The organism is Enterobacter sp. 940_PEND, from assembly GCF_001059415.1.
Lineage (GTDB): Bacteria > Pseudomonadota > Gammaproteobacteria > Enterobacterales > Enterobacteriaceae > Enterobacter > Enterobacter cloacae_M.
In genome coordinates, this window is the sequence record NZ_JUMS01000163.1 from 112900 (window position 1) to 138285 (window position 25386).

Sequence of the window (25386 nt, forward strand, 5' to 3'; positions counted from 1 at the left end):
CTCTAACTTGAGCAGCTGACCTCCAGCCGCTTGCCCCAGTCAGGCGGGCGGCTGACGTAGTCATCATCCCGGTCGGCAAACGGCGTGCGCAGCGCCACATGCAGGCGGTGTAGCTCGTCGTATTCACCCTGCTCTGCCTGTTCAATCGCCCGCTGCGCCAGCCAGTTGCGCAACACCATTGCGGGGTTCGTCGCGTTCATCTGCGTCTGGCGAGTCGCGTCATCCACCTGTTCCTGCCGCAGCCGCGCGCGGTACGATGCAAACCAGTCGTCAAACGCCTGTCTGTCAATAAACTCATCGCGCAGCGGCGAGGCGGCGCTGTGCTGCTCCGTCTGTCCTAGCATCCGGAAGGTGCGCGTGTAATCGCTGCCCTCGCGCGCCATCAGGGCAAACAGGCTATTGAGGATGTCGTTATCGCCCCTCTCCTGCGTCACCAGCCCCAGCTTGTTGCGCATCAGCGTGCCATATTCCCGCAGTAAAATGTCCTGATAGCTGTCGAGCGCATCATTGAGGGCATCTACGTCGATGAACGGCGACAGGGTTTGCGCAAGCCGCTGCAGGTTCCACAGGCCAACCGCTGGCTGATTATCAAAGCTGTAACGTCCCTGATAGTCGGAGTGGTTGCAGATATAGCCAGGCTGATAATCGTCCAGGAAACCAAACGGGCCGTAATCAAAGGTCAGCCCGAGGATCGACATGTTGTCCGTATTCATGACGCCATGCGCAAAGCCCACCGTTTGCCAGCGGGCAATCAGGCTTGCGGTACGGGCAACCACATCCCTGAACCAGAGAACGTATTTGTCCGCTTCGTCCTGCAAATGCGTCCAGTGGTGACGAATGGCAAAGTCAGCCAGCTGGCGAACCTTGTCCGGCTCGCGGCGATAGTAAAAGTGCTCAAAATGGCCGAAGCGCAAATGACTTTGCGCAATACGCATCAGCATTGCCCCTTTTTCCACCGTTTCGCGCGCTACCGGCGTATCGCTGGTGATAATCGACAGCGCGCGCGTAGTGGGAATCCCCAGGGCATGCATCGCTTCGGACGCCAGGCACTCGCGAATCGTTGAACGCAGTACCGCGCGCCCGTCGCCCATTCGCGAATAGGGAGTAAGGCCTGCGCCTTTCAGGTGCCAGTCAACCGTCTCCCCGTTGGGAAGCCGTTGTTCGCCGAGCAGGATCCCCCTGCCGTCGCCCAGCTGTCCCGCCCAGACGCCAAACTGGTGGCCGCTATAGACCTGAGCCAGAGGCTGCATCCCGGCGAGAAGCGTTTCCCCGCCCCAGACGCCTGCGCCTTCTGAACGCTGAAACAGCTCAGGCGGAATGGCCAGCTCTTCTGCCAGCAAATCGTTATGCCAGATAAGGCGTGAATGTTGTAACGGTGTTGGTTTGAGTGCGGTGTAAAAGCCAGGCAACTCGTCATGCCAGTGAGCAGTAAAAGACAGGGTCATAAGTCCTCCTGCTTTTAGTGTAGAGGGTTTACCCGGACTTAAACACGGGCGAAAGCAAGGGTTATCGCTGCTGAACCAGCGATGTAACGTGCTCCGCAGAGACGGCTGGCCAGAGTGCGCCCTGCATGGCGCCAACATTGAAGGACAAAACGCGTTGCAACAGGCCGTGGTCGTCAATGCCTGAGACAATCACTGACTGGCAGTGCGGTGTGATTTGCCAGAGGATGGCGCGCATAAAAGGCTCAAAAGAGAGCTCCGGGGCACGCTGCTGAATGAAGCCTTTGTCGAGAATAACCCGTTTAAATAATCCATCATAGACCGCTTTGAGCGATGCGGCGCCTGCGCCAAAGTTTGCCAGGACCAACGGGAAATGGATGGCCATTCTCGCCAGCTGCAGATCGTCCTTTCCGTTATTTAAACCTGGATAATTCTCATTAACAGTAAACTCAAGAAACGGGTAACGCTCAAGGATTGAAACAGCGTTTCCATTACTTAATAAAAATTCAACTATTGCAGGTGTAATATTGATCCATGCAATTAACTGATGCTGAATAAAAAACAGTTTACAGGTATCAAGCAATTGCAATTTTTCGTTAAACAGCACTAACTCTTCAGCTGCTGAAAGCCGAGGGATAACAAGCTCAGTGGGGATCCGCACATCGCTGCCGACGCCAGTAAAGTTAACCAGAACCTCTAAACCTTTAAGCTCCCCTGCGCTATTACGAGCAGGCAGAAGCAGCAGTTCAGACTGGTAAGCATTATCTAGCGTAATAATCATTGCACTCGCTCCACATTAAAGATGAGAGAGGACATCCTGGAGCAATTGCCGACACAATTCCACTGTCTTGATTTTAATAAGATTAATTTCATTAGTTCCGTATTTATTTTCAGATTTATCCCTGAATCTAAATTAATTTTATCCTGGTTGTCGAATAATAGCCAGTTTTAGATAAAACAGACACATGCAGGATTCGCTAATTTTAGATAAATTTAACTTTAAGCATCTTATTTGAGAAAAAACGGCATGATTTATTAGATACCATGCCGTCATAAGAGAAGTGTCTGACAAAGACTATATACGTCGAGCCTGCCAGAAATTTTTACGCCAGTAAACATTATCAAGAGAAGAGCGCATCACGCCGCGGCTTGTCGAGGCGTGAATGAACTGATTGTCTGTATCATATATCCCCACATGAAGACCGCTTTCACCCGATCCGGTTTTGAAGAAAACCAGGTCCCCGGGCAGAAGATCGTCTTTATCAATTTCAGTGCCTATTTCTGCCTGTTTGCGCGTTTCGCGCGGAAGCTGTAAATCAAACTTATCGCGAAACGTCATCAGCACGAAGCCGGAGCAATCCACGCCGCCGCGGCTCATTCCGCCGTAGCGATAAGGCGTGCCGCGCCAGTTGCTCAGCTGATCGTTGAGGCTGGCAATGACGGTGATCGAATCTGAAAGCCGTGGGTTAGGCGGCGGCGCACGATGGCTACTGCATCCCGCAAGAAAAAGTGCGGCCATCAGGAGAAACCAGAATCGCATTTTCAGACGAATCCTCTGCTTTTTTTGTTCTTTTCGTAATTTAGCGTGCAATTGTGCGAAGAGGCAAGAAACGGTTACGTCTGCCCGGTAAAAATCAGCATCTTATGTCCCTCAATATCCAGCCTGCGGAACGACATGTTGTACGCGCGGGCAAGATGGGGCGGCGTAAGCACCCGATCCCGCGCGCCGCTGGCGATCATCTTTCCCTGCGACAGCAGCCACACCCGGTGGGCATGACGCAGGGTGTGGTTGAGGTCATGACTGCTCATCACCACGGCGATACCTTTTCGGCTCAGGGTGCTTAACAGCGTATCCAGTGCCGCCTGCTGCGCCACGTCCAGACCGCTCATGGGTTCATCGAGAAGCAGCATTCGCCCGTGAGGATTACCTGCCGGGTGGATCTGAAGAATGACCGCCGCCAGACGTACCCGCTGCCACTCTCCGCCGGAAAGCTGGCTGGCATGCCGGGACAGTTTATCTTCCAGCCCCAGGGCCGCGGCAACGTCCGTCAGCAGTGCCGTCTGTTGTTTGTCGTGCAAATGCAGCATCAGATAGTGCCAGACCGGCATCGCAAAGGGTGGCACCTGCTGCTGCACGAGGTAACTGCGCCGATGCGCCAGCGAGACCGGTGACCAGTCGGCGAGCGTATGCTCCAGCAGCGTTATCTGCCCTTCTCCGTCGGTCATGCCTGCCATCCGTGCCAGCAGCGTGCTCTTCCCTGCTCCGTTTGGCCCGACAAGATGCAGAATTTCTCCCGCATTGATGGTACCGGTTATCGGCTCCAGACGTCCCCTCTCGGCAACGTCCGTGAGCTGCATCAGCAACGACATTATTTCGCCAGCGCCAGCTTGATCGATTCCATAACGATCGGATCCTCAGGGGTCATATCCGGCGAAAAACGCTGAACGACCTGGCCGTCGCGGCCAATCAGGAATTTTTCAAAATTCCACAGGATATCGTCCGGGTAAAGCGGCGCGCGGCCTTTGCTGGCCATGCGTTCATAAAAACCGCTTCCTTCAGGCGCAACGGCCTTCGGCGCGGCAGCGATCAGCTTCGCATACAGCGGATGGCGGTCTTCGCCGTTGACATCGATTTTGCTGAACATCGGGAACGTCACGCCATAGGTGGTGCTGCAGAAGGTTTTAATCTCCTCTTCGCTGCCCGGCTCCTGCCCCAGGAACTGATTGCACGGGAAGCCCAGCACGGTGAAACCGTCTTTCTCCCAGGCCTTCTGAATGTTTTCCAGCTGCTCGTACTGCGGCGTCAGGCCACATTTCGATGCCACGTTGACGATAAGCAGCACGTTGCCTTTGTAGCCTTCCAGCGTGGTGTTATCGCCATCAATGGTGGTCACTTCAGTATTCAGGATATCTGACTGCATAGCATTCCCTCAGGTTGTCTTACGGCTTGTTGATTTAACGTCCAGCTTTTAATAGTAGCCAGATAAACACCGGCGCGCCCAGCGTAGCGGTCACCACGCCAATCGGCAGCTCTGCGGCCGTCAGGGCAAGCCGGGCGATGATATCGGCCACCAGCAGCGTGACGGCCCCGGCAACCGCCGAGGCCGGAAGCAGGGTCCGATGGTCCGTGAGGCCACACAGGCGCAGCATGTGCGGAATCACCAGCCCGATGAAGCCGATCGCGCCCGCCAGAGCCACGCTGACGCCGACCAGCCAGCCAATGGCTATTACCAGCACATTACGCCATAACCCAATCGGCATGCCGAGCTGACGGGCAGAGGTTTCACCCAGCGCGAGCATATTCAGCGGCTGCGCCTGCAGGGCAGCCCACACGATTACCGGTACCAGCAGCACCATCAGCCAGCCCTGGTGCCAGTCAACGCCTCCAAAGCCGCCCATCATCCAGTACATCAGCTGACGCAGGTCAAAGGATGTTGAGAAGTAGACCGCCCAGGTCATCAGCGCGCTGCAGATTATCCCCAGCGCCACGCCGGCAAGCAGCAGACGGCTGGTCGATAAGTGCCGTCTGGCGAAACGAAGAAGGATCGCGGTGATCAGCAGCGCGCCGAGGATAGCGCTCAGGCTAATACTCCATCCGGAGAGTTCTCCTCCGCCGAGCATTACCGCCGCAATCAGGCCTACGCCTGCGCCGTTTGACACGCCGAGCAGCCCGGGCTCCGCCAGAGGGTTATCAAACAACGCCTGCATTATGGTACCGCACAGCGCCAGCGCGGCGCCGACCAGAACCACCGCGACGGTGCGCGGCAGGCGAATTTGCCAGACGAAGAGCTGCCCGTCCGGCCCCCACCAGCTTTCAGGCCCGATCCATCTGTCGCCCGCGCAGAGGCTCACGCCTGCGGCGACAATGAGCAACAGCACCAGCAAAAACAGGCGACGCTTATCGGAACGGTGCTGGCGATGGGCATAATCAAGCATGTGTACGGTTTTAGTAGCGTGAGATGTAATTGATTTTACGGCGGGTTTGCCGGAGAGCGCAAAGAAAAAAGGCCGCGTGGGCGGCCTTTTTAGTTAGTTCATATTACTCTGCTTTGGGCGTTGCGTTTTCGACACGGCTTTTTAACTTCTGGCCGGGTCTGAAGGTCACCACGCGGCGGGCTGTAATGGGAATATCTTCCCCCGTCTTCGGGTTGCGGCCCGGACGTTGGTTTTTGTCTCGCAAATCAAAATTGCCAAAACCGGAGAGTTTTACCTGCTCACCATTTTCCAGAGCACGACGGATCTCTTCGAAAAACAGCTCTACCAGCTCTTTGGCATCCCGTTTGCTAAGCCCAAGCTTATCAAACAGATATTCTGACATTTCAGCTTTTGTAAGCGCCATAGGTTCAATCCCTCAATGATGCCTGGAATCGCTCTTTTAATGCCTCTACACATTTGGCGACGGTAGCGGCAATCTCCTCTTCTTCGAGTGTACGGCTGGTATCCTGAAGGATAAGGCTAATAGCGAGGCTCTTGAAACCTTCTGCTACGCCCTTGCCGCGGTACACGTCAAATAAGTTTACGCCAACTACCTGATTTACGCCAACTTTCTTACATTCGGCCAAAATATCTGCTGCAGGCACATTTTCCGCGACCACAACCGCGATATCACGGCGGTTTGCCGGGAAGCGGGAGACGTCCTGAGCCTGAGGAATAACGCGGTCAGCCACCGGGTTCCATTCCAGCTCGAACACGATGGTACGGCCGTTCAGGTCCAGCTTACGCTCCAGCTCAGGGTGAACAACCCCAATAAAACCAACGCGTTTGCCGTCTAAATAGATAGCTGCGCTCTGGCCAGGATGCAGGGCCGGGATAGCTTCTGCGCGGAATTCAATTTCAGATAATTTACCGGTCAGATCCAGAATCGCTTCCAGATCGCCCTTCATATCGTAGAAATCAACCGTGCCTTTTGCCAGGTCCCAGTGCTCTTCATAGCGGTTGCCGCTGATGGCGCCAGCCAGCATGAGATCCTGACGGATGCCTAAATTTGCCTGATTATCCGGTACAAAGCGCAAACCGCTTTCGAAAATTCGCACGCGGTTTTGCTGGCGATTCTGGTTATAAACGACAGTGCCCAGCAGGCCCGTCCACAGAGACAGACGCATCGCGGACATTTCGCTGGAGATTGGGCTTGGCAGGATCAGCGCCTCCTGACCCGGGTGGATCAGCTGCTGCAGCTTTGGATCAACGAAGCTGTAGGTGATCACTTCCTGGTAGCCTTTGTCGTTCAGCATGGTTTTCACCCGCTTCAGGGACAGGTCGGCTTCACGGTGGGTGCCCATTACCAGACCCGCCTGGACAGGCTCGTCAGGGATGTTGTTGTAGCCGTAAACGCGGGCCACTTCTTCCACCAGATCTTCTTCAATTTCCATGTCGAAACGCCAGGATGGCGCAACGGCTTTCCACTCGTCCTGCCCTTCGGTTACTTCACAGCCCAGACGTTTCAGGATGTCGGTTACCTGCGCATCGGCAACGTGATGGCCAATCAGGCGATCCAGCTTGCTGCGGCGCAGGGTGATGGTCGCACGCTTCGGCAGGGTCGCTTCGTTGGTGACGTCAATAACCGGGCCCGCTTCGCCGCCGCAGATGTCGATCAGCAGGCGGGTCGCACGTTCCATCGCTTTATACTGCAGAGCAGGGTCAACGCCGCGCTCGTAGCGGTGAGAGGCATCGGTATGCAGGCCGTGACGGCGTGCGCGACCGGTGATGGAGAGCGGGCTGAAGAACGCGCATTCCAGCAGGACGTTTTGCGTCTCGTCGTTGACGCCTGAGTGCTCGCCACCGAAGATACCGCCCATTGCCAGCGCTTTGCTGTGGTCCGCAATCACCAGGGTGTCGGCGTTCAGTTTGGCTTCGCTGCCGTCCAGCAGAACCAGGGTTTCGCCCTCTTTCGCCATGCGCACAACGATGCCGCCGTCGATACGGTCTTTATCGAACGCGTGCATTGGCTGGCCCAGCTCCAGCAGAACGTAGTTGGTCACGTCGACCACTGCGTCGATAGAGCGAATACCGCAGCGGCGCAGCTTCTCTTTCATCCACAGCGGGGTTGGCGCTTTCACGTTGATGCCTTTCACCACGCGACCGAGGTAGCGCGGGCAAGCATCCGCAGCGTCAACCTGAATAGGCAGCACGTCACTGATGGTCGCTTCAACCGGCGCGATTTCCGGCGCGTTCAGTTCGGTCTGGTTGAGCACGGCCACGTCGCGCGCCACGCCGATGATACCTAAGCAGTCGGCACGGTTTGGCGTGACGCTGATTTCAATGGTGTTGTCGTCAAGCTTCAGGTATTCACGGATATCGGTGCCGACTGGCGCATCCAGCGGCAGCTCAATGATGCCGTTGTGGTCATCGGAAATACCCAGCTCGGAGAAGGAGCACAGCATGCCTTCAGACGGCTCGCCGCGCAGCTTAGCCGCTTTGATTTTGAAATCGCCCGGCAGCACTGCGCCGATGGTCGCCACGGCCACCTTCAGGCCCTGACGGCAGTTTGGCGCACCGCAGACGATATCCAGCAGACGGTCACCGCCCACGTTTACTTTTGTTACGCGCAGTTTGTCAGCGTTAGGGTGCTGACCGCACTCGACTACTTCGCCGACGACCACGCCGTTGAAGGCTCCGGAAACCGGCTCAACACCGTCCACTTCCAGACCCGCCATGGTGATCTGGTTAGAAAGCGCGTCGCTGTCCAGCGTGGTGTTCACCCACTCGCGTAACCACAGTTCACTGAATTTCATTGTTCTGTCCTGCCCTTATTTAAACTGTTTGAGGAAACGCAGATCGTTTTCGAAGAATGCACGTAAGTCGGTCACGCCGTAGCGCAGCATAGTCAGGCGCTCCATGCCCATGCCGAAGGCAAAGCCGGAGTAAACTTCCGGATCGATACCCACGTTGCGCAGCACGTTTGGATGCACCATGCCGCAGCCCAGCACTTCCAGCCATTTGCCGTTTTTACCCATCACGTCAACTTCCGCAGACGGTTCGGTGAACGGGAAGTAGGACGGGCGGAAACGAACCTGCAGATCTTCCTCAAAGAAGTTGTTCAGGAAATCGTGCAGCGTGCCCTTCAGGTTGGTGAAGCTGATGTTTTTATCAACAATCAGACCTTCCATCTGGTGGAACATTGGAGTGTGGGTCTGATCGTAGTCGTTACGATAGACGCGGCCCGGCGCGATAATGCGGATTGGCGGCGCCTGCTCCTTCATGGTACGGATCTGAACGCCGGAGGTCTGAGTACGCAGCAGACGCGTAGCGTCGAACCAGAAAGTGTCGTGGTCAGCGCGTGCCGGATGATGGCCAGGAATGTTCAGGGCGTCGAAGTTATGGTAATCATCTTCGATTTCCGGGCCAGTCGCCACGGTAAAGCCGAGCTCACCGAAGAAACTTTCAATGCGATCGATGGTGCGGGTAACCGGATGCAGACCACCGTTTTCGATACGGCGACCCGGCAGAGAAACGTCGATCGTCTCTGCGGCCAGACGCGCATTCAGCACCGCGCTTTCCAGCTCGGCCTTGCGCGCGTTCAGCGCCTGCTGTACCTGCTCTTTGGCTTCGTTAATCACCGCACCCGCTGCCGGGCGTTCTTCTGCCGGCAGCTCACGCAGGGTTGTCATCTGAAGGGTCAGGTGCCCTTTCTTCCCAAGATATTCGACGCGGACATTGTCTAACGCGGCAACATCTGAGGCCTGATTAATGGCGGCTGTTGCACTGGCAACCAGCTCTGCGAGATGTGACATGATTTTCCTCATTATGTCGGTGCAGACACCGATTTGGTGGAGTTATTCTCTCAAATTCAGGCACAAAAAAAGCCTCCATCGGGAGGCTTATCTGGCGCTGTTTTTCGTTTCATCTTTCACGCGCTAGCCTCCTGAAATCAGGTGCTAAAGTAAAAGAAGAAGCGGAAAATAGCAGCATTCATGCTTGCGTTACCTTGTCTGGTAAAAACCGTTAAGACCTTATTGAAAAGCCTGGACGGATAAATGTCAATCTTCTGATGGTGTTAAATGAAAAGAGGGAGCAAAGCCCCCTCTTTCAACTGGCTTATGCCAGTGCTGCTTTCGCTTTTTCGACCAGAGCGGTGAACGCTACTTTGTCGAATACTGCGATGTCAGCCAGGATCTTACGGTCGATTTCAACAGAAGCTTTTTTCAGGCCGTTGATGAATTTGCTGTAAGAAATACCGTTCTGACGTGCTGCTGCGTTGATACGCGCAATCCACAGTTGACGGAACTGACGCTTACGCTGACGACGGTCACGGTAAGCGTACTGACCTGCTTTGATAACAGCCTGGAAGGCAACGCGGTAAACGCGTGAACGCGCACCGTAGTAGCCTTTAGCTTGTTTCAAAATTTTCTTGTGACGTGCACGTGCAATTACACCACGTTTTACGCGAGCCATGTGTGCTCTCCTGTATCTATATTCTTAGTAAAAAAATTAAACGTTAACGGCTTATGCGTACGGCAGGCACGCGATAACCAGACCCAGATCGCCTTTAGAAACGAGGCCTTTTGGACGCAGGTGACGTTTACGCTTAGTAGATTTTTTGGTCAGAATATGACGCAGGTTTGCGTGCTTACGCTTGAATCCACCACCACCGGTTTTTTTGAAGCGCTTAGCAGCACCGCGTACGGTCTTAATTTTTGGCATCTTAATAACTTCCACTTCGCATTGTTAAATAAACGAAACATAGGCGAACAAAACCTATGAAACCCGAAGGCTCCACAGATTTTGCTGCTTGAAGGCCTTACTGTTTCTTCTTAGGAGCGAGCACCATGATCATCTGGCGGCCTTCGATCTTCGTAGGGAAGGATTCGACTACTGCCAGTTCACTCAGATCGTCACGGACGCGGTTAAGCACTTCCATACCAATCTGTTGGTGGGCCATCTCACGACCGCGGAAACGCAGTGTGATCTTGGCCTTATCGCCATCTTCCAGAAAGCGAATCAGGCTGCGGAGTTTTACCTGATAATCGCCATCGTCGGTACCAGGACGGAATTTGATTTCCTTAACCTGGATAACTTTTTGCTTCTTCTTCTGTTCCTTAGAAGACTTACTCTTTTCATAAAGGAACTTGCCGTAGTCCATGATACGACAAACTGGCGGTTCGGCGTTAGGGCTGATTTCAACTAAATCTACTCCAGCTTCTTCAGCTTTTTCGATCGCTTCTCTCAGACTCACAATCCCCAGTGGTTCACCTTCAAGATCTGTTAAGCGAACTTCCTGGGCGCGAATCTCGCCATTGATACGATTCGGACGTGCCGTTTGAACTCGTTTTCCGCCTTTAATACCTTATTCCTCCAGTTGTTGAAGACTGCGGCTGCGAATCTCTTGTTGCAGCTTCTCAATCACTTCACTTACGTCCAGGCTGCCCAGGTCTTTACCACGGCGGGTGCGAACGGCGACTTTGCCTGCTTCCACCTCTTTATCACCACAGACCAACATATACGGGACACGACGTAAAGTGTGCTCGCGGATTTTAAAGCCAATCTTCTCATTTCTCAAGTCTGCTTTTACGCGAATGCCCGCATTTTGTAGTTTCTGCGTCAATTCTTTAACGTAATCCGCCTGAGAATCGGTAATGTTCATCACCACGACCTGCACTGGCGCAAGCCAGGTTGGGAAGAAGCCAGCAAACTCTTCGGTCAGGATGCCGATGAAGCGCTCCAGAGAACCGAGAATTGCACGGTGAATCATTACCGGTACCTGACGCTCGTTGTCTTCGCCAACATAAGAGGCGCTTAAACGCTGCGGCAGGGAGAAGTCCAGCTGTACAGTACCGCACTGCCATGCGCGATCGAGGCAGTCATACAGGGTAAATTCAATTTTCGGACCGTAGAATGCGCCCTCGCCCAGCTGGTATTCGAACGGAATGCCGTTCTCTTCCAGCGCCACGGCGAGATCCGCTTCTGCGCGATCCCATGTCTCATCGCTACCGATACGTTTTTCCGGACGCGTTGAGAGTTTGACGACGATCTTCTCGAAGCCAAAGGTGCTGTACATATCGTAGACCATACGAATACAGGCGTTAACTTCGTCACGAACCTGATCTTCAGTACAGAAGATATGCGCATCATCCTGAGTAAAGCCACGAACACGCATCAGACCGTGCAGCGCACCTGATGGCTCGTTACGGTGGCAGCTACCGAACTCCGCCATACGCAGCGGCAGGTCGCGGTAGGATTTCAGACCCTGGTTGAAGATCTGAACGTGGCCCGGGCAGTTCATTGGCTTGATGCAGTATTCGCGGTTCTCAGACGAGGTGGTGAACATCGCATCTTTGTAGTTGTCCCAGTGGCCGGTTTTTTCCCACAGCACACGGTCCATCATGAACGGGCCTTTCACTTCCTGATACTGGTACTCTTTCAGCTTGGAGCGTACGAAAGTTTCCAGTTCACGGAAGATAGTCCAGCCGTCGTTATGCCAGAACACCATACCCGGCGCTTCTTCCTGCATGTGGTACAGGTCAAGCTGCTTACCGATTTTACGGTGGTCACGCTTCGCCGCCTCTTCCAGGCGCAGCAGGTATGCGTTCAGGGCTTTTTTATCAGCCCACGCGGTACCATAAATACGCTGCAACATCTTGTTGTTGCTGTCGCCACGCCAGTAGGCGCCCGCGATCTTCATCAGCTTAAAGTGATGACAGAAGCGCATGTTCGGCACGTGCGGTCCACGGCACATGTCGACGTATTCTTCGTGATGGTACAAGCCTGGCTTGTCATCATGCGAAATGTTTTCGTCAAGGATAGAGACTTTATAGCTCTCGCCGCGCTTCACGAAGGTTTCACGCGCTTCGTGCCAGCTGACTTTCTTCTTGATGACGTCATAGTTCGTTTCGGCGAGCTCGTGCATACGTTTTTCGAGCGCGTCGATATCTTCCTGAGTCAGGGTGTGGTCAAGGTCAACGTCATAGTAGAAACCGTTGTCGATAACTGGACCGATCGCCATTTTGGTGTTTGGCCACAGCTGTTTGATGGCATGGCCTAACAGGTGCGCGCAGGAGTGACGAATGATCTCCAGACCTTCTTCGTCTTTCGCAGTGATGATTGCAAGCGTCGCATCGTTTTCGATCAGATCGGAAGCATCCACCAGCTCACCGTTAACGCGGCCAGCGATAGTCGCTTTCGCGAGACCAGGACCAATGTCCAGGGCTACATCCATTGGGCTAACAGCACGGTCGAAATGGCGTTGGCTGCCATCAGGAAGAGTAATTACAGGCATTTTATATCCTTATTTGCAGTGATGCCCCACACATAAGAGCATATACAAAGAAAATAATCGTGATTTGACAATAGATTACGATACCATCTGACCAACAATCGTCAAATTGGTTCGTCATCATTCACCAGCCGAATTCAGATTAATATGGATTTACGGCAAGCGACGTAATGTTAACACTAACGGAAAGGAGATTGCACCCTCTGCGGCCAGATTGATGGGCTGGCTCTTTCGCACGAATTTGCAGGTTGCTTCTCCCCTGCGCTCGCATTTCGAAGATGCTGGGCTACTCTTGAACAGGTCTTTAAACCCAAAGGTGCATACCATGAACGTATCCAGTAGAACGGTTGTGATATTGAATATCCTTTCCGCCACAGGTTTATTGTTAATTCTCGCCGAACGATTCCACTGGTTCTGAGCCGAACCCTGCGCTGGCATAACCCAATCGAACCTGAGAAGGGGCATATTTCGGCCCTGTTTGGTAGACTGTGGGTATCAACCAATAAGGATTAGGTTATGCCAACTAAACGATTTGCCGTAAAACACTGGAAAATGGTGCTGGTGCTGATTGCCATCTGCGGCGCAATGCTGCTACTCCGTTGGGCGGCAATGATCTGGGGCTAGGGGCGAAGACAGGTCATCAGAAGGGACGTCGAAAAACCGCAGACAATAAACGGGCCGACATTATCATCGGCCCGCTTTTATTACATTCTATAACCCAGTGAAACCGTGGTTCTGCGGTCGGTATGATCCGGCGCAGATTCTGGTGGTGAAGAGTTCCAGGTCACGTTGTAGGCGACTTTCAGGCCAAAGTGTTCGTTGATAGCCACGTTCAGCGCTGTCTCAGAGTTCAGCGTCGTATCGTCGGCACCAAATACAGAAACACCCTGGGTAAATTTGGTGTTGTCAGTCATCTGCCAGGCATAGGTACCGGAAGCGTAACCGAGCGGTTGGGTTTTGGTATCGCCATTGGTGTACTCGTCATAACGCACGCCAGGACCGAATTCAAAACGGAGGCTGTGTACCGGACCGTTCAGGAACTGGCGACCATAACCGGCGGTGAACACATCGCGCTGGCGATAACCGTTGTAACGGTCAGTTAACCAGCTTGCCTGTCCAAACAGGTAGTCATAGTCGGTCATGTTGTAACGGCTACGTCCGCCTACCGCATATTTCTCGGAAGAACGTTCGTCATTAGCGGAAGTGTTGCTGGCATTACCCCACAGAGACCAGGCGGTGGTGTTGCCGTACCAGGTAAGCGTACTATCCGCCGTCAGAGAAGAGCTTTTCGTGTTACCGGATTGTGCCAGGTACCCGGCGTTCAGGTTACCTTCAAACGGTTTTTTCGCGGTGGAAGGATCGTCCATGACAGTAAAAACGGTATCATCAGCGGTCGCGTTCATAGCCGCAAACACGCCACCCGCCAGCATCAGTGCAGCGGGCACTGTCTTTAAAAGCTTCATTTTATTAAGGAGTCCGTACAACAAAAAAAGAGACCACACGGTCCCGGAATCTTTCTTGAGGATCAATGACAAGGCGTCCAGAGAAAGGTAACAAATTATAAAAAGCCGCAAATAACATAGCAATGTTTTCTTATTTCATTTTTTGAATAAGAACGATCTCAAAAAGCGTTTTAGTTTATATATCCCCCGCCTCACTTTTTGTCAGTATTCATATTTAAAATCATACTGTTATTTACATTGCCTTCCTGACAAAAGGTGCCAGGCTAATAAGAGCCCATGCTAAAAGGAGGTAATGATGGTTTCTATTTATACTCTGACGCTCTCCCCTTCCCTGGATTCCGCCACCCTGACGCCGCAGATTTACCCGGAAGGTAAATTGCGCTGTAGCGCCCCGGTCTTTGAGCCCGGCGGCGGCGGGATCAACGTGGCGCGCGCCATTACCCATCTCGGCGGCAAAGCCACGGCAATTTTTCCCGCAGGCGGTGCCACCGGTGAACACCTGGTCTCTCTGCTGGCCGATGAACAGGTGGCCGTTGAAACCGTTGAGGCCAAAGACTGGACGCGGCAAAACCTGCATGTCCACGTGGGATCCAGCGGCGAACAGTACCGTTTTGTCATGCCGGGCGCGAAACTCAGCGATGACGAGTTTCGTCAGCTTGAAGAGAAAGTGCTGACGATAGAGAGCGGCGCGCTGCTGGTGATAAGCGGCAGCCTGCCGCCCGGTGTAAGCACGGAAAAATTAACGGCGCTGATTCAGGCCGCGCAGCATCGCGGCATCCGCTGCATTGTCGACAGCAGCGGCGAGGCCCTGCAGGCGGCGCTGGTGCCGGGCAATCTGGAGCTGGTCAAACCCAACCAGAAAGAGTTAAGCGCGCTGGTCAACCGTGAACTGACGCAGCCTGATGATGTGCGCACCGCTGCGCAGGAGCTGGTGCGCAGCGGCAAAGCGCGGCGCGTAGTCGTCTCCCTTGGCCCTCAGGGGGCGCTGGCAGTCGATGAATCGTCGTCCGTTCAGGTTGTCCCACCGCCGATGAAGAGCCAGAGCACGGTTGGCGCGGGCGATAGCATGGTGGGCGCGATGACGCTAAAACTGGCGCAGGGTGCGTCTCTGCTCGAAATGACACGCTACGGCGTGGCGGCGGGTAGCGCCGCCACCATCAACCAGGGCACGCGTCTCTGTTCGCTTGCCGATACGCAAAAAATCGTCGATTACCTGTCCCGAAATTAACCCCTGTTCCCCTTCGTCTTTACGGAGGGGAATGTCCTCGCTGAGTCGCCAAACGCAAACTATCGACTATGCTAAGAAAACTTCCATGATAACAATGAGGTGAATTATGAGCAGTGGTGACATCACACGCTACGTCGTGACCATCAACCTTCATGAAGCATCGCTGACCGAGCTAAATGAGCTCAACAATGCTTTCACCCGGGCTAATTTTCTCCTCACCCTGACGGATGACGAGGGCAATATTCATGATTTAGGCACCCTGACATTTGGTCTGATCGCCGCCCTGAGCCAGGAAGAGGTTCATGCGCTGGCCGCCAGTCTGGTGGAGAGCGTGACCGACAAGCCTGCCGAGATTGACGTGGATACCTGGGAAAGCTGGCGGAAAAAAGAACAATAAGTGCGCTGTATGAATTTAAACCGCCCAGGTGTGCGTTAGTTCGTATTTTTTTACCGCCATTATGCGCTAACTTTATGATCTGGCAGACAACATGGGAGAGACAACATGTGGCAGGCTATCAGTCATCTTTTACGTGAGCATCTGGGTGAAGGTGAAATTGAACTGCGTAACGAACTGCCAGGCGGTGAAATCCACGCCGCGTGGCATTTACGCTACGCAGGGCGCGATCTTTTCGTTAAGTGCGATGAGCGAGAGCTGCTTCCGATATTTACCGCCGAAGCCGACCAGCTGGAGCTGTTGTCGCGCAGTAAAACGGTGACGGTCCCGCAGGTTCTGGCCGTGGGGAGCGACCGCGACTACAGCTTCCTGGTGATGGAGTATCTCCCCGCCCGGCCGCTGGATGCCCATAATGCGTTCATCCTCGGCCAACAGCTAGCGCGCCTGCATCAATGGAGCGACCAGCCGCAGTTTGGTCTCGACTTTGACAACGATCTCTCCACCACGCCACAGCCCAATGCCTGGCAGCGTCGCTGGTCGACATTTTTTGCCGAGCAGCGCATTGGCTGGCAGCTTGAGCTGGCCGCCGAAAAAGGGCTGGAATTTGGCAATATCGACGCCATCGTCGAGCACGTTCAACAGCGTCTGGCATCCCACCAGCCTCAGGCGTCGCTGCTTCACGGCGATTTGTGGTCCAATAACTGCGCGCTGGGTCCCAACGGCCCGTACATCTTTGACCCGGCCTGCTACTGGGGTGACAGAGAGTGCGATCTTGCCATGTTGCCGCTTCATCCTGAGCAGCCGCCGCAAATATACGACGGATACCAGTCTGTTTCCCCCCTGCCGCCCGGTTTCCTCGACCGCCAGTCGGTGTATCAGCTTTATACGCTGATGAACCGTGCCATTCTTTTTGGCGGAGAACACCTTGTTAACGCGCAGCGGGCACTCGAGCGTATGCTTGCCGCCTGAGAAGAGAAAGGGTGGCCTTGCCGCCACCCTTATCGCTTACAGAAAACCGAGCAGTGAGAAGAAGAAGTATCCCGCCACAATGATAATCACGGGAAGGATATAGAGCGGGAAGATTTGCAGGAAAATGGTGTGACGCGGCACAACAATGCGGGATTCAATCTGCTCACGACTCATTCCTTCCGGGCCCTTGGCCTGCTCCAGAATCAACTGATCCTCAACGCCTTCGCGTAAAAAGCGCGTCTGGCGACTCATTCTCGCACCAGAGGCCTGCAGTGCCAGCGCGACAAAGATCAGGGCATATATCACCCAAAAGCCGATATTCAGCTGTTGATGAAAATCCGGAGTGGGTGAGTTAAACCAGAAGACATTCAAAAATGGCGTATTAAAACGCATCATCTCAATCATGACATGAGCGAAATCAAGCATTACCGCATTGATACCAGGCTGTTTTTCGCTGTGATCGTACATAAATTTGAGTACAGAAATCAGCGTAGAAATGACGGCAGGAATAAAAATCACCCAGCCAGCAATACGTTTTAAGACCGCAATGCGTCCAGCTTGTTGATACGTCATCAGTTCCTCTTCATAAAGACGCGTTATTTGTGCCTAAGTCTACCTGCTGGTCATCAATTTCGCCCGCTCTTTAAAAGCAATATGCTAAATTGCAGATTGTGCTTAGCACGTATCGTCTGTCGAACACCCTGGATAAGGAGACGTTGTGATGTCGACACCGCGCCAAATTCTTGCCGCAATTTTTGACATGGATGGATTACTGATCGATTCCGAACCGCTGTGGGATCGCGCCGAACTGGACGTTATGGCCAGCCTCGGCGTGGATATCAGCCGCCGTAATGAACTTCCCGATACGCTGGGCCTGCGCATCGATATGGTGGTTGACCTGTGGTTTGCCCAACAGCCGTGGGTAGGTCCCAGTCGCGATGAGGTGACCGCACGCATTATCAGCCGCGCCATTTCTCTGGTGGAAGAGAACAGGCCGCTGCTGCCCGGCGTACGTGAGGCCGTCGCGCTGTGTAAAGCCCAGGGGCTGAAGGTCGGACTGGCCTCGGCTTCACCGCTGCACATGCTGGAAAAAGTGCTCACGATGTTTGAACTGCGCGACAGCTTCGACGCGCTGGCGTCCGCTGAGAAATTGCCTTACAGCAAGCCGCACCCGCAGGTCTATCTGGACTGCGCCGCTAGGCTCGGCCTGGATCCCCTCAACTGCGTTGCGCTGGAAGATTCCGTTAACGGTATGGTGGCGTCGAAGGCTGCACGGATGCGCTCCATTGTGGTGCCCGCAGAAGAAGGCCGTCACGACCCCCGGTTTGCCCTTGCCGACGTGAAGCTTAACTCACTGGCAGAACTCACGGCGCATCACCTGCAGGGCGGTTAACGCCCTTCTCTGGTTTGTGACAAACAGTTACACCGTCACCTCTTCCGCCTACTGTATAAAAACCCTATACTGTATGAATTGACAGTTTTGTGGGTTTTATCATGACGGCGGAAGGCCACCTGCTTTTTTCTATTGCGTGCGCGGTATTTGCCAAAAACGCTGAACTCACCCCCGTGCTGGCACAGGGGGACTGGTGGCATATTGTCCCTTCCGCCGTATTGACCTGCCTGCTGCCCGACATTGACCATCCCAAATCTTTCCTCGGACAACGCCTGAAGTGGGTATCGAAACCCATCGCCCGCGCGTTCGGCCACCGGGGTTTCACGCACAGCCTGCTGGCCGTGTTTGGCCTGCTGACGCTTTTCTATTTGAAGGTGCCCGAAAGCTGGATAGTCCCCGCCGATGCCATCCAGGGGATGGTGCTGGGCTATTTAAGCCATATTCTCGCCGATATGCTGACGCCTGCGGGCGTACCGCTGCTTTGGCCCTGCCGCTGGCGTTTCCGTTTTCCGATCCTCGCACCGCAGAAAGGCAACCAGCTTGAGCGCGTATTGTGCATGGCGCTGTTTGCTTACGCCGTCTGGATGCCGCAAACATTGCCCGAAAACAGTGCAGTTCGCTGGTCATCCCAGATGATTAATTCGCTGCAATTTCAGTTCAATCGCTTTATTCATCACCAGATTGAACAGTAAACCGACAAAATTATCCCATTTGTCATAACCCATTCCATTTGGATATAAGCGCTACATCACACTTCTGCTAACCTTCCGCCAACAGGATCGGTAAAAACCGACCCAATAATAAATCAGGAGAACGGGGATGAATTTTCCACTCATCGCGAACGTCGTTGTGTTCGTTGTATTGCTATTGCTTCTTGCGCAGGCGCGCCACAAACAGTGGAGCCTGGCGAAAAAAGTGCTGGTTGGTCTGGCCATGGGTGTCGTATTTGGTCTGGCATTACAGGCAATTTATGGCTCCGATAATCCAGTTCTGAAAGATTCCATTCAGTGGTTCAACATCGTCGGTAACGGCTATGTTCAGCTGCTGCAGATGATCGTTATGCCGCTGGTGTTCGCCTCTATTCTGAGCGCCGTTGCTCGCCTGCATAACGCGACTCAGCTGGGAAAAATCAGCTTCCTGACCATTGGTACGCTGCTGTTCACCACGCTGATTGCCGCGCTGGTGGGTGTGCTGGTCACCAACCTGTTTGGCCTGACCGCAGAAGGCCTGGTTCAGGGTACCGCTGAAACGGCGCGTCTTACCGCGATTCAAACCAACTACGTTGGTAAAGTGGCTGACCTGACCGTGCCGCAGATGGTGCTCTCCTTCATTCCGAAAAACCCGTTTGCTGACCTGACCGGTGCGAGCCCAACCTCGATCATCAGCGTGGTTATTTTCGCCGCGTTCCTGGGCGTAGCGGCGCTGAAGCTGCTGAAAGACGACGCACCTAAAGGCGAACGCGTGCTGACCGCGATCGACACCCTGCAAAGCTGGGTGATGAAGCTGGTGCGTCTGGTGATGCAGCTGACGCCTTACGGCGTGCTGGCGCTGATGACCAAAGTGGTTGCCGGCTCTAACCTGCAGGACATCATCAAGCTGGGCAGCTTCGTTGTCGCCTCTTATCTGGGCCTGGGCATTATGTTCGTGGTGCACGGCATCCTGCTGGGCGTAAACGGCGTCAGCCCGCTGAAATACTTCCGTAAAGTCTGGCCGGTACTGACCTTTGCCTTCACCAGCCGTTCCAGCGCCGCGTCTATTCCGCTGAACGTTGAAGCGCAAACCCGTCGTCTGGGCGTGCCTGAATCCATCGCCAGCTTCTCTGCCTCCTTTGGTGCCACCATTGGTCAGAACGGCTGTGCGGGTCTGTACCCGGCGATGCTGGCGGTGATGGTTGCCCCTACCGTTGGGATTAACCCGCTGGATCCGGTCTGGATCGCCACGCTGGTCGGGATTGTTACCGTAAGCTCCGCAGGCGTTGCGGGCGTTGGCGGTGGCGCAACCTTCGCCGCGCTGATTGTGCTGCCCGCGCTGGGTCTGCCCGTGACGCTGGTCGCGCTGCTGATCTCCGTTGAGCCGCTGATCGACATGGGCCGTACCGCGCTGAACGTAAGCGGCTCCATGACCGCCGGTACGCTGACCAGCCAGTGGCTGAAGCAGACCGACAAAGCGATTCTGGAAAGTGAAGACGACGCCGAGCTGGCGCATCGTTAATCTCGGTAGAAATAAAAAAACCGCCTGATGGCGGTTTTTTTATGGCTGTTATTCTTCGACCTCTTCATCCTGGCGGATCTGCATCGCCCACCGCTGCGCTGACTCCGGCACCGTAAACGTGGGCGAGCGGCGGAAATGTTCGCCGATTAGCACGAAGGCCACGTATTTCCCCCGAAGCTGCCAGACATCGCGAAAACCCTCCACTTTCAGGGCATGGTCTGGCGGCGCGGGCTCAACGCGGGGCACATAGCTAATAACCTGGCGGTTTTGTTGACGAAGAGGTTTCATAAGCGACTGGTTCACTAAAGCAAATTCTTGAAGCAGGAAAATTCTATGATAGCCGATCCTGCTGCCTTCCGTCGCGCCCCAAGTGGGCCTAAAGGCTCCTTTCGTCAATGACGGCATGTGAAAACTCTTAGTTCGCGAGCCATCTCGCGACATTGTTCTATCCTTAATAGGGTTTTTAGCAATGGATAAAGGAGCAGCGTGCAATGTCGAACAAAGATAAAACACATCAATCACCGATTCATGGCACTGAAGAATCTCAACCGGGTATGGACTCTCTCGCCCCTGCTGACGGCTCTCATCGCCCCTCCCCTGGCCCCTCCGCACCGGGCGAACAGCCTACCGCACCGGGAAGCATGAAATCGCCGGACACGGGAAACGAGAAGCTGAAATCGCTTGAGCCGCACCGTAAAAGCGGCGAAGGTTTTGCGCTCACCACCAATCAGGGCGTGCGCATTGCTGACGATCAGAACTCCCTTCGCGCAGGCGCGCGCGGGCCAACCCTGCTGGAAGACTTTATCCTGCGGGAAAAAATCACCCATTTCGACCATGAGCGAATTCCGGAACGCATCGTCCACGCGCGAGGTTCCGCTGCGCACGGCTACTTCCAGCCCTACAAGAGTCTGAAAGACATCACCAAAGCGGATTTCCTCTCCGACCCGGATAAAATCACCCCGGTGTTTGTGCGCTTCTCCACCGTGCAGGGCGGCGCCGGTTCGGCAGATACGGTTCGGGATATCCGCGGCTTTGCCACCAAGTTTTATACCGAAGAGGGTATTTTCGATCTGGTGGGCAATAACACCCCGGTGTTCTTCATTCAGGACGCGCATAAATTTCCTGACTTTGTCCATGCGGTAAAACCGGAGCCCCACTGGGCCATACCGCAGGGACAAAGTGCGCACGACACCTTCTGGGACTACGTCTCACTGCAGCCTGAAACCTTACACAACGTGATGTGGGCGATGTCAGACCGCGGTATTCCGCGCAGCTATCGCACGATGGAAGGGTTTGGTATCCATACCTTCCGTCTGATCAATGCCGAGGGCAAAGCCACGTTTGTGCGCTTCCACTGGAAGCCGGTGGCGGGTAAAGCCTCGCTGGTGTGGGACGAGGCGCAGAAGCTGACCGGGCGCGACCCGGACTTCCATCGCCGCGAGCTGTGGGAGTCCATTGAAGCGGGCGATTTCCCGGAGTACGAGCTGGGCCTGCAGCTCATACCGGAAGAGGACGAATTTAAGTTCGATTTCGACCTGCTTGACCCGACGAAGCTGATTCCGGAAGAGCTGGTGCCGGTACAGCTGGTGGGCAAAATGGTGCTCAACCGCAACCCGGATAACTTCTTCGCCGAAAACGAACAGGTTGCCTTCCACCCGGGCCATATCGTGCCGGGGCTGGACTTCACCAACGATCCGCTCCTGCAGGGACGCCTGTTCTCATACACCGATACGCAGATCAGCCGTCTTGGCGGGCCGAACTTCCACGAAATCCCGATTAACCGCCCAACCTGCCCGTACCACAACTTCCAGCGCGACGGGATGCACCGTCAGGATATTGATACCAACCCGGCGAACTATGAGCCGAACTCGATCAACGATAACTGGCCGCGCGAAACGCCGCCGGGGCCGAAACGCGGTGGATTCGAATCGTATCAGGAGCGTATCGACGGCAATAAAATCCGCGAGCGCAGCCCGTCGTTCGGCGAGTATTACGCCCACCCTCGCCTGTTCTGGAACAGCCAGACGCCGATTGAGCAGCAGCACATCATCGGCGGCTTCAGCTTTGAGCTGAGCAAAGTGGTGCGTACCTACATCCGCGAGCGTGTGGTCGATCAGCTGGCGCGCATTGATATTCAGCTCGCCCAGAGCGTTGCGGATAACCTGGGCATTACGCTGACCGATGAGCAGCGCAACATTGCCCCGCCGAAAGAGGTTAACGGCGTGAAGAAAGATCCGTCGCTGAGCCTGTATGCCGTGCCGGGTGGGTCAATTAAAGGCCGCGTGGTCGCCATCCTGCTGAACGACAAAACCCGCGCCAGCGACGTGCTGGGGATTATGCAGGCGCTGAAGACCCAGGGCGTGCATGCGAAACTGCTTTATTCCCGCATGGGGGAAGTGACCGCCGATGACGGCTCCGTGCTGCCGGTGGCGGCAACCTTTGCCGGGGCGCCATCGCTGACCGTTGATGCGGTGATTGTGCCGGGCGGGGATATTGACAGCCTGCTGACCAACGGTGACGCGGTGTATTATCTGCTCGAAGCCTATAAGCACCTGAAACCGATCGCGCTGTCCGGCGACGCGCGACGGTTTAAGGCGCAGCTGAAGGTGGCCGATCAGGGTGAGGACGGCATTGTCGAGGGAGACAACGTTGACGATGCCTTTATGACGAAGCTGTTTGATTTGCTCGCCGCGCACCGCGTCTGGTCGCGCAGCAGTAAGATCGATCAGATTCCAGCGTAAAAATCATTCCCGGTCGTGCGGCCTGATGCCCTCACTCCGCCCCTCTCCCACGGGAGAGGGAGAAAACAATAAAAACGGTAACCCTGGTTACCGTTTTGCTTTTACCTCGCCACCGGGCTTTGTCTTAAAGATCCCCGAACGTCCCCAACCGATACCCACGCTCGGCAATAGCATACTTCAGCGACGCCGACGTCAGCACGTCCAGCTCCGCCAGGCGCGGCCAGCAGTAGGCGCTCTTACGTACGGTGTTATCGACAAAAGCAGGATGCGCCATGACCTCCAGCGATCGCTCCCCCCGCGCGGCGGAATCATCCAGCACCTTCAGGAATAGCGCTTCGTCGATCTCGTCGCCGTAAAATGCGCTGCTGAACCCCTCAGTGGTGGTCACGGCGCAGTCGGGCACGCCGTGCGCCTCCCTGTCCACGCGCATCGCCACGCCTTTAAGCTGCGCAAACTCCGCGACAATCGGGAAAATCGCCGGGATCATATGCACGTGGTGATGGCTGTCGATGTGCGTCGGCGCCTTACCAAACACATCAACAAAGCGGTTGAACTGACGCTCCAGCTCGCCGGCAATCTCTTCGAGCGGCAGAGCGCCCTGCTCCGCCAGTTCCCAAATCCATTTGCCCAGCTGGCCGTCGCGCGTCAGGCCCGGCATTGGCGAAAGCGGCATCCCGAGCGTCAGCACAAAATGCATGCCGACGCCCAGATCCGGCACCTCGCGGCTCAGCTGCGCCGCGTGTTCAACCGCCTCACCATTCACCAGTGCCGTGGTAGAGGTCACAACCCCCCGGCGACAGGCTTCAATAATGCCGTAGTTCTGGCCTTTAGAGAGGCCAAAATCATCAGCATTAACGATCAGCAGGTTTTCCATTGTGCGTCCTCTTAGTGGTGTTTGAACTTCAGCTTCTCGATCGTGGCGGCAAAGTTCGGCAACCATTTTTCATGCGCCAGGATCATCTCGCCGGCCAGCTGCTCCGCATCGCGGTCGGAATGTACCAGCGGGCTGAGGTTCAGCGCCAGCAGCACGTCATTGAGCTCGCCGCTCAGCGCCGCGTTGCTTGCCGCCACTTCAAAGCCTTTGATGGTGTGGATCAGGCCCATGACCTTATCATCGAAGTGGGTGATGCGTGGATGCGGTTTAGCGCCATCGCTTCCCAGGATGCAGGTCATCTCAACCGCCCAGTCCGCCGGGATATTGTCGATATGGCCGTGGTGCGGCACGTTGACATAGTGCTCCGCCTGCTTGTCGTTGTAGATGGCGTTAATCACCTCGCACGCCGCATCGGAGTAGTAGGCCCCGCCGCGCTGCTCCAGCTCTTTCGGTTTGACGTTCAGGTTCGGATCTTTATACAAATCGAACAGCTGCTTCTCGACTTTCTGAACGATCTGCGCGCGCGCGCCGCCCTTATAGTACTCTCCCATTTCGATGGCCAGCATCTCTTTCTGCTTGAAGTAGTAAAGCAGGTACGAGCACGGCAGCAGGTTCAGCGAGCGGATCAGCCCTTCGCTGAACGGCAGGTCAAAGATGTTTTTCACCGATGCCGCCGTCAGGCGACCGGAAGCCACGCCGTCGAGCAGTTCGGCAAACCGTGATTTACCGTTCACGATCACGTCTTTAATGAATACCATGTGGTTCAGGCCGAACAGGTCGATGGAGAGATCGTCGCTGTCGGTCAGCGCCAGCACGTCGCGGATAAACATCTTCATGCCGATCGGAATGTTACAGACGCCGATAAAGCGTTTGAAACCGGTATGACGATAGACCGCCTCGGTCACCATCCCGGCCGGGTTGGTGAAGTTAATCACCCACGCGTTCGGGCAGATCTCCTGCACGTCTTTGACGATGTCGAAAATCACCGGGATGGTACGCAGGCCTTTGAACAGACCGCCCGCGCCGTTGGTCTCCTGCCCGAGATAGCCGTGGCTCAGCGGTATACGTTCGTCCAGCTCGCGCGCCTTCAGCTGGCCCACGCGCAGCTGGGTGGTGACGAAATCCGCATCTTTCAGCGCCAGACGGCGATCGAGGGTTTTATGCACGGTCAGAGGCACGCCCGCTTTCTCCACCATGCGCTGGCACAGGTCGAAAATAATATTCAGCTTTTCCTGACCTTCCTCAACGTCAACCAGCCATAATTCGCTGACCGGTAATTCATGATAACGTTTCAGAAAACCTTCAAGTAATTCCGGGGTATAGCTGCTGCCGCCACCAATGGTTACGACTTTTAATTTCTTCTGCATAATATCTCCCTTAGCGTATCAGGTTAATCGCCTGCAAGGTATAGCGTACTCTTCCCGCTATTTGGGCAAGCCATTAAAGCAATATTTGTGGCGGG

At 55.0% G+C, this 25386-nt stretch carries 28 protein-coding genes and 1 other annotated feature; of the genes, 9 read left to right on the forward strand and 19 right to left on the reverse strand.

Annotation, left to right across the window (positions count from 1 at the left end):
• Positions 1 to 2 precede the first annotated feature (2 nt).
• The 14 genes from selO to thrS form a co-directional block, all read right to left on the reverse strand.
• Positions 3 to 1445 carry a protein adenylyltransferase SelO gene (selO, locus tag ADJ24_RS23145; RefSeq protein ID WP_023311302.1) on the reverse strand — a complete coding sequence of 481 codons (1443 nt, stop codon included), beginning with the start codon at positions 1443 to 1445 and terminating at the stop codon, positions 3 to 5.
• 61 nt (positions 1446 to 1506) lie between these two features.
• Positions 1507 to 2223 carry an EAL domain-containing protein gene (locus ADJ24_RS23150; protein ID WP_045353736.1) on the reverse strand — a complete coding sequence of 239 codons (717 nt, stop codon included), beginning with the start codon at positions 2221 to 2223 and terminating at the stop codon, positions 1507 to 1509.
• 294 nt (positions 2224 to 2517) lie between these two features.
• Positions 2518 to 2982: an NlpC/P60 family protein gene (locus tag ADJ24_RS23155; RefSeq protein ID WP_008500650.1), complete on the reverse strand. Its 465-nt coding sequence runs from the start codon at positions 2980 to 2982 to the stop codon at positions 2518 to 2520.
• A gap of 74 nt (positions 2983 to 3056) precedes the next feature.
• Complete coding sequence (gene btuD / locus ADJ24_RS23160) at positions 3057 to 3812, reverse strand: vitamin B12 ABC transporter ATP-binding protein BtuD (RefSeq protein WP_023311299.1); 756 nt, start codon at positions 3810 to 3812, stop codon at positions 3057 to 3059.
• Positions 3812 to 4363 carry a glutathione peroxidase gene (locus ADJ24_RS23165; protein WP_023311298.1) on the reverse strand — a complete coding sequence of 184 codons (552 nt, stop codon included), beginning with the start codon at positions 4361 to 4363 and terminating at the stop codon, positions 3812 to 3814. Before ADJ24_RS23165 ends, btuD begins: the two co-directional genes overlap by 1 nt.
• Positions 4364 to 4397: 34 nt before the next feature.
• The gene (btuC, locus tag ADJ24_RS23170) at positions 4398 to 5378 is read right to left on the reverse strand and encodes a vitamin B12 ABC transporter permease BtuC (RefSeq protein ID WP_023311297.1); all 981 of its coding nucleotides are present in this window, start codon (positions 5376 to 5378) and stop codon (positions 4398 to 4400) included.
• Between the two features lie 103 nt (positions 5379 to 5481).
• Positions 5482 to 5781 carry an integration host factor subunit alpha gene (gene ihfA, locus ADJ24_RS23175; RefSeq protein WP_003857805.1) on the reverse strand — a complete coding sequence of 100 codons (300 nt, stop codon included), beginning with the start codon at positions 5779 to 5781 and terminating at the stop codon, positions 5482 to 5484.
• Positions 5782 to 5785: 4 nt separating this feature from the next.
• Positions 5786 to 8173, reverse strand: coding sequence for a phenylalanine--tRNA ligase subunit beta (gene pheT, locus ADJ24_RS23180; protein ID WP_023311296.1), 2388 nt, complete (start codon positions 8171 to 8173; stop codon positions 5786 to 5788).
• Positions 8174 to 8188: 15 nt separating this feature from the next.
• Positions 8189 to 9172, reverse strand: a complete 984-nt coding sequence (gene pheS, locus ADJ24_RS23185) for a phenylalanine--tRNA ligase subunit alpha (protein ID WP_022647837.1) — start codon at positions 9170 to 9172, stop codon at positions 8189 to 8191.
• A gap of 62 nt (positions 9173 to 9234) precedes the next feature.
• Positions 9235 to 9359: a sequence feature (Phe leader region), on the reverse strand.
• Positions 9310 to 9354 carry a pheST operon leader peptide PheM gene (pheM, locus tag ADJ24_RS25230; RefSeq protein ID WP_001386830.1) on the reverse strand — a complete coding sequence of 15 codons (45 nt, stop codon included), beginning with the start codon at positions 9352 to 9354 and terminating at the stop codon, positions 9310 to 9312. It overlaps the preceding feature by 45 nt.
• A gap of 117 nt (positions 9360 to 9476) precedes the next feature.
• Entirely contained in the window at positions 9477 to 9833 is a 357-nt protein-coding gene (rplT, locus tag ADJ24_RS23190; RefSeq protein WP_000124850.1) for a 50S ribosomal protein L20, read from the reverse strand.
• Between the two features lie 51 nt (positions 9834 to 9884).
• Entirely contained in the window at positions 9885 to 10082 is a 198-nt protein-coding gene (gene rpmI / locus ADJ24_RS23195) for a 50S ribosomal protein L35 (protein ID WP_003030583.1), read from the reverse strand.
• A gap of 97 nt (positions 10083 to 10179) precedes the next feature.
• On the reverse strand, positions 10180 to 10722 hold the full coding sequence (gene infC / locus ADJ24_RS23200; protein ID WP_014069901.1) for a translation initiation factor IF-3: 543 nt from the start codon (positions 10720 to 10722) through the stop codon (positions 10180 to 10182).
• A gap of 3 nt (positions 10723 to 10725) precedes the next feature.
• Entirely contained in the window at positions 10726 to 12654 is a 1929-nt protein-coding gene (thrS, locus tag ADJ24_RS23205; RefSeq protein WP_008500657.1) for a threonine--tRNA ligase, read from the reverse strand.
• A 322-nt stretch (positions 12655 to 12976) separates the two neighbouring features.
• On the opposite strand from thrS, the gene yncL reads away from it, so the two are divergent.
• Positions 12977 to 13069, forward strand: coding sequence for a stress response membrane protein YncL (yncL, locus tag ADJ24_RS25235; RefSeq protein ID WP_021241082.1), 93 nt, complete (start codon positions 12977 to 12979; stop codon positions 13067 to 13069).
• A 98-nt stretch (positions 13070 to 13167) separates the two neighbouring features.
• Positions 13168 to 13275, forward strand: coding sequence for a small membrane protein YniD (gene yniD / locus ADJ24_RS25240; protein ID WP_008500658.1), 108 nt, complete (start codon positions 13168 to 13170; stop codon positions 13273 to 13275).
• A gap of 80 nt (positions 13276 to 13355) precedes the next feature.
• Here yniD and ADJ24_RS23215 read toward each other — a convergent pair whose 3' ends face one another.
• Positions 13356 to 14114 (reverse strand): DUF481 domain-containing protein, encoded by a 759-nt coding sequence (locus tag ADJ24_RS23215; RefSeq protein ID WP_029740435.1) that lies wholly within the window; start codon positions 14112 to 14114, stop codon positions 13356 to 13358.
• A gap of 295 nt (positions 14115 to 14409) precedes the next feature.
• Between ADJ24_RS23215 and pfkB the strand changes: the two genes are divergently transcribed.
• The 3 genes from pfkB (at position 14410) to ADJ24_RS23230 (ending at position 16705) form a co-directional block, all read left to right on the forward strand.
• Complete coding sequence (gene pfkB, locus ADJ24_RS23220; RefSeq protein WP_023311294.1) at positions 14410 to 15342, forward strand: 6-phosphofructokinase II; 933 nt, start codon at positions 14410 to 14412, stop codon at positions 15340 to 15342.
• Positions 15343 to 15448: 106 nt separating this feature from the next.
• The gene (gene ghoS / locus ADJ24_RS23225) at positions 15449 to 15739 is read left to right on the forward strand and encodes a type V toxin-antitoxin system endoribonuclease antitoxin GhoS (RefSeq protein ID WP_023311293.1); all 291 of its coding nucleotides are present in this window, start codon (positions 15449 to 15451) and stop codon (positions 15737 to 15739) included.
• 105 nt (positions 15740 to 15844) lie between these two features.
• Positions 15845 to 16705, forward strand: coding sequence for a fructosamine kinase family protein (locus ADJ24_RS23230; protein ID WP_023311292.1), 861 nt, complete (start codon positions 15845 to 15847; stop codon positions 16703 to 16705).
• Positions 16706 to 16741: 36 nt separating this feature from the next.
• On the opposite strand, the gene ADJ24_RS23235 is transcribed toward ADJ24_RS23230, so the two are convergent.
• Positions 16742 to 17278, reverse strand: a complete 537-nt coding sequence (locus ADJ24_RS23235) for a YniB family protein (protein ID WP_023311291.1) — start codon at positions 17276 to 17278, stop codon at positions 16742 to 16744.
• A gap of 148 nt (positions 17279 to 17426) precedes the next feature.
• Between ADJ24_RS23235 and hxpB the strand changes: the two genes are divergently transcribed.
• The 3 genes from hxpB (at position 17427) to tcyP (ending at position 20309) form a co-directional block, all read left to right on the forward strand.
• Complete coding sequence (hxpB, locus tag ADJ24_RS23240) at positions 17427 to 18098, forward strand: hexitol phosphatase HxpB (protein WP_023311290.1); 672 nt, start codon at positions 17427 to 17429, stop codon at positions 18096 to 18098.
• A 101-nt stretch (positions 18099 to 18199) separates the two neighbouring features.
• Positions 18200 to 18790: a metal-dependent hydrolase gene (locus tag ADJ24_RS23245; protein WP_014883483.1), complete on the forward strand. Its 591-nt coding sequence runs from the start codon at positions 18200 to 18202 to the stop codon at positions 18788 to 18790.
• Positions 18791 to 18917: 127 nt separating this feature from the next.
• Entirely contained in the window at positions 18918 to 20309 is a 1392-nt protein-coding gene (gene tcyP, locus ADJ24_RS23250) for a cystine/sulfocysteine:cation symporter (protein WP_008500667.1), read from the forward strand.
• 48 nt (positions 20310 to 20357) lie between these two features.
• Here tcyP and cedA read toward each other — a convergent pair whose 3' ends face one another.
• Positions 20358 to 20750, reverse strand: coding sequence for a cell division activator CedA (gene cedA, locus ADJ24_RS23255; RefSeq protein WP_023311289.1), 393 nt, complete (start codon positions 20748 to 20750; stop codon positions 20358 to 20360).
• A gap of 50 nt (positions 20751 to 20800) precedes the next feature.
• Here cedA and katE point away from each other — a divergent pair, with 50 nt between their 5' ends.
• A complete protein-coding gene (katE, locus tag ADJ24_RS23260) occupies positions 20801 to 23050 on the forward strand; it encodes a catalase HPII (protein ID WP_023311288.1) in 2250 nt (749 codons plus the stop codon).
• 124 nt (positions 23051 to 23174) lie between these two features.
• Here katE and chbG read toward each other — a convergent pair whose 3' ends face one another.
• A complete protein-coding gene (chbG, locus tag ADJ24_RS23265) occupies positions 23175 to 23924 on the reverse strand; it encodes a chitin disaccharide deacetylase (RefSeq protein ID WP_023311287.1) in 750 nt (249 codons plus the stop codon).
• Between the two features lie 11 nt (positions 23925 to 23935).
• Positions 23936 to 25291 carry a 6-phospho-beta-glucosidase gene (locus ADJ24_RS23270; protein ID WP_023311286.1) on the reverse strand — a complete coding sequence of 452 codons (1356 nt, stop codon included), beginning with the start codon at positions 25289 to 25291 and terminating at the stop codon, positions 23936 to 23938.
• Between the last annotated feature and the right edge of the window lie 95 nt (positions 25292 to 25386).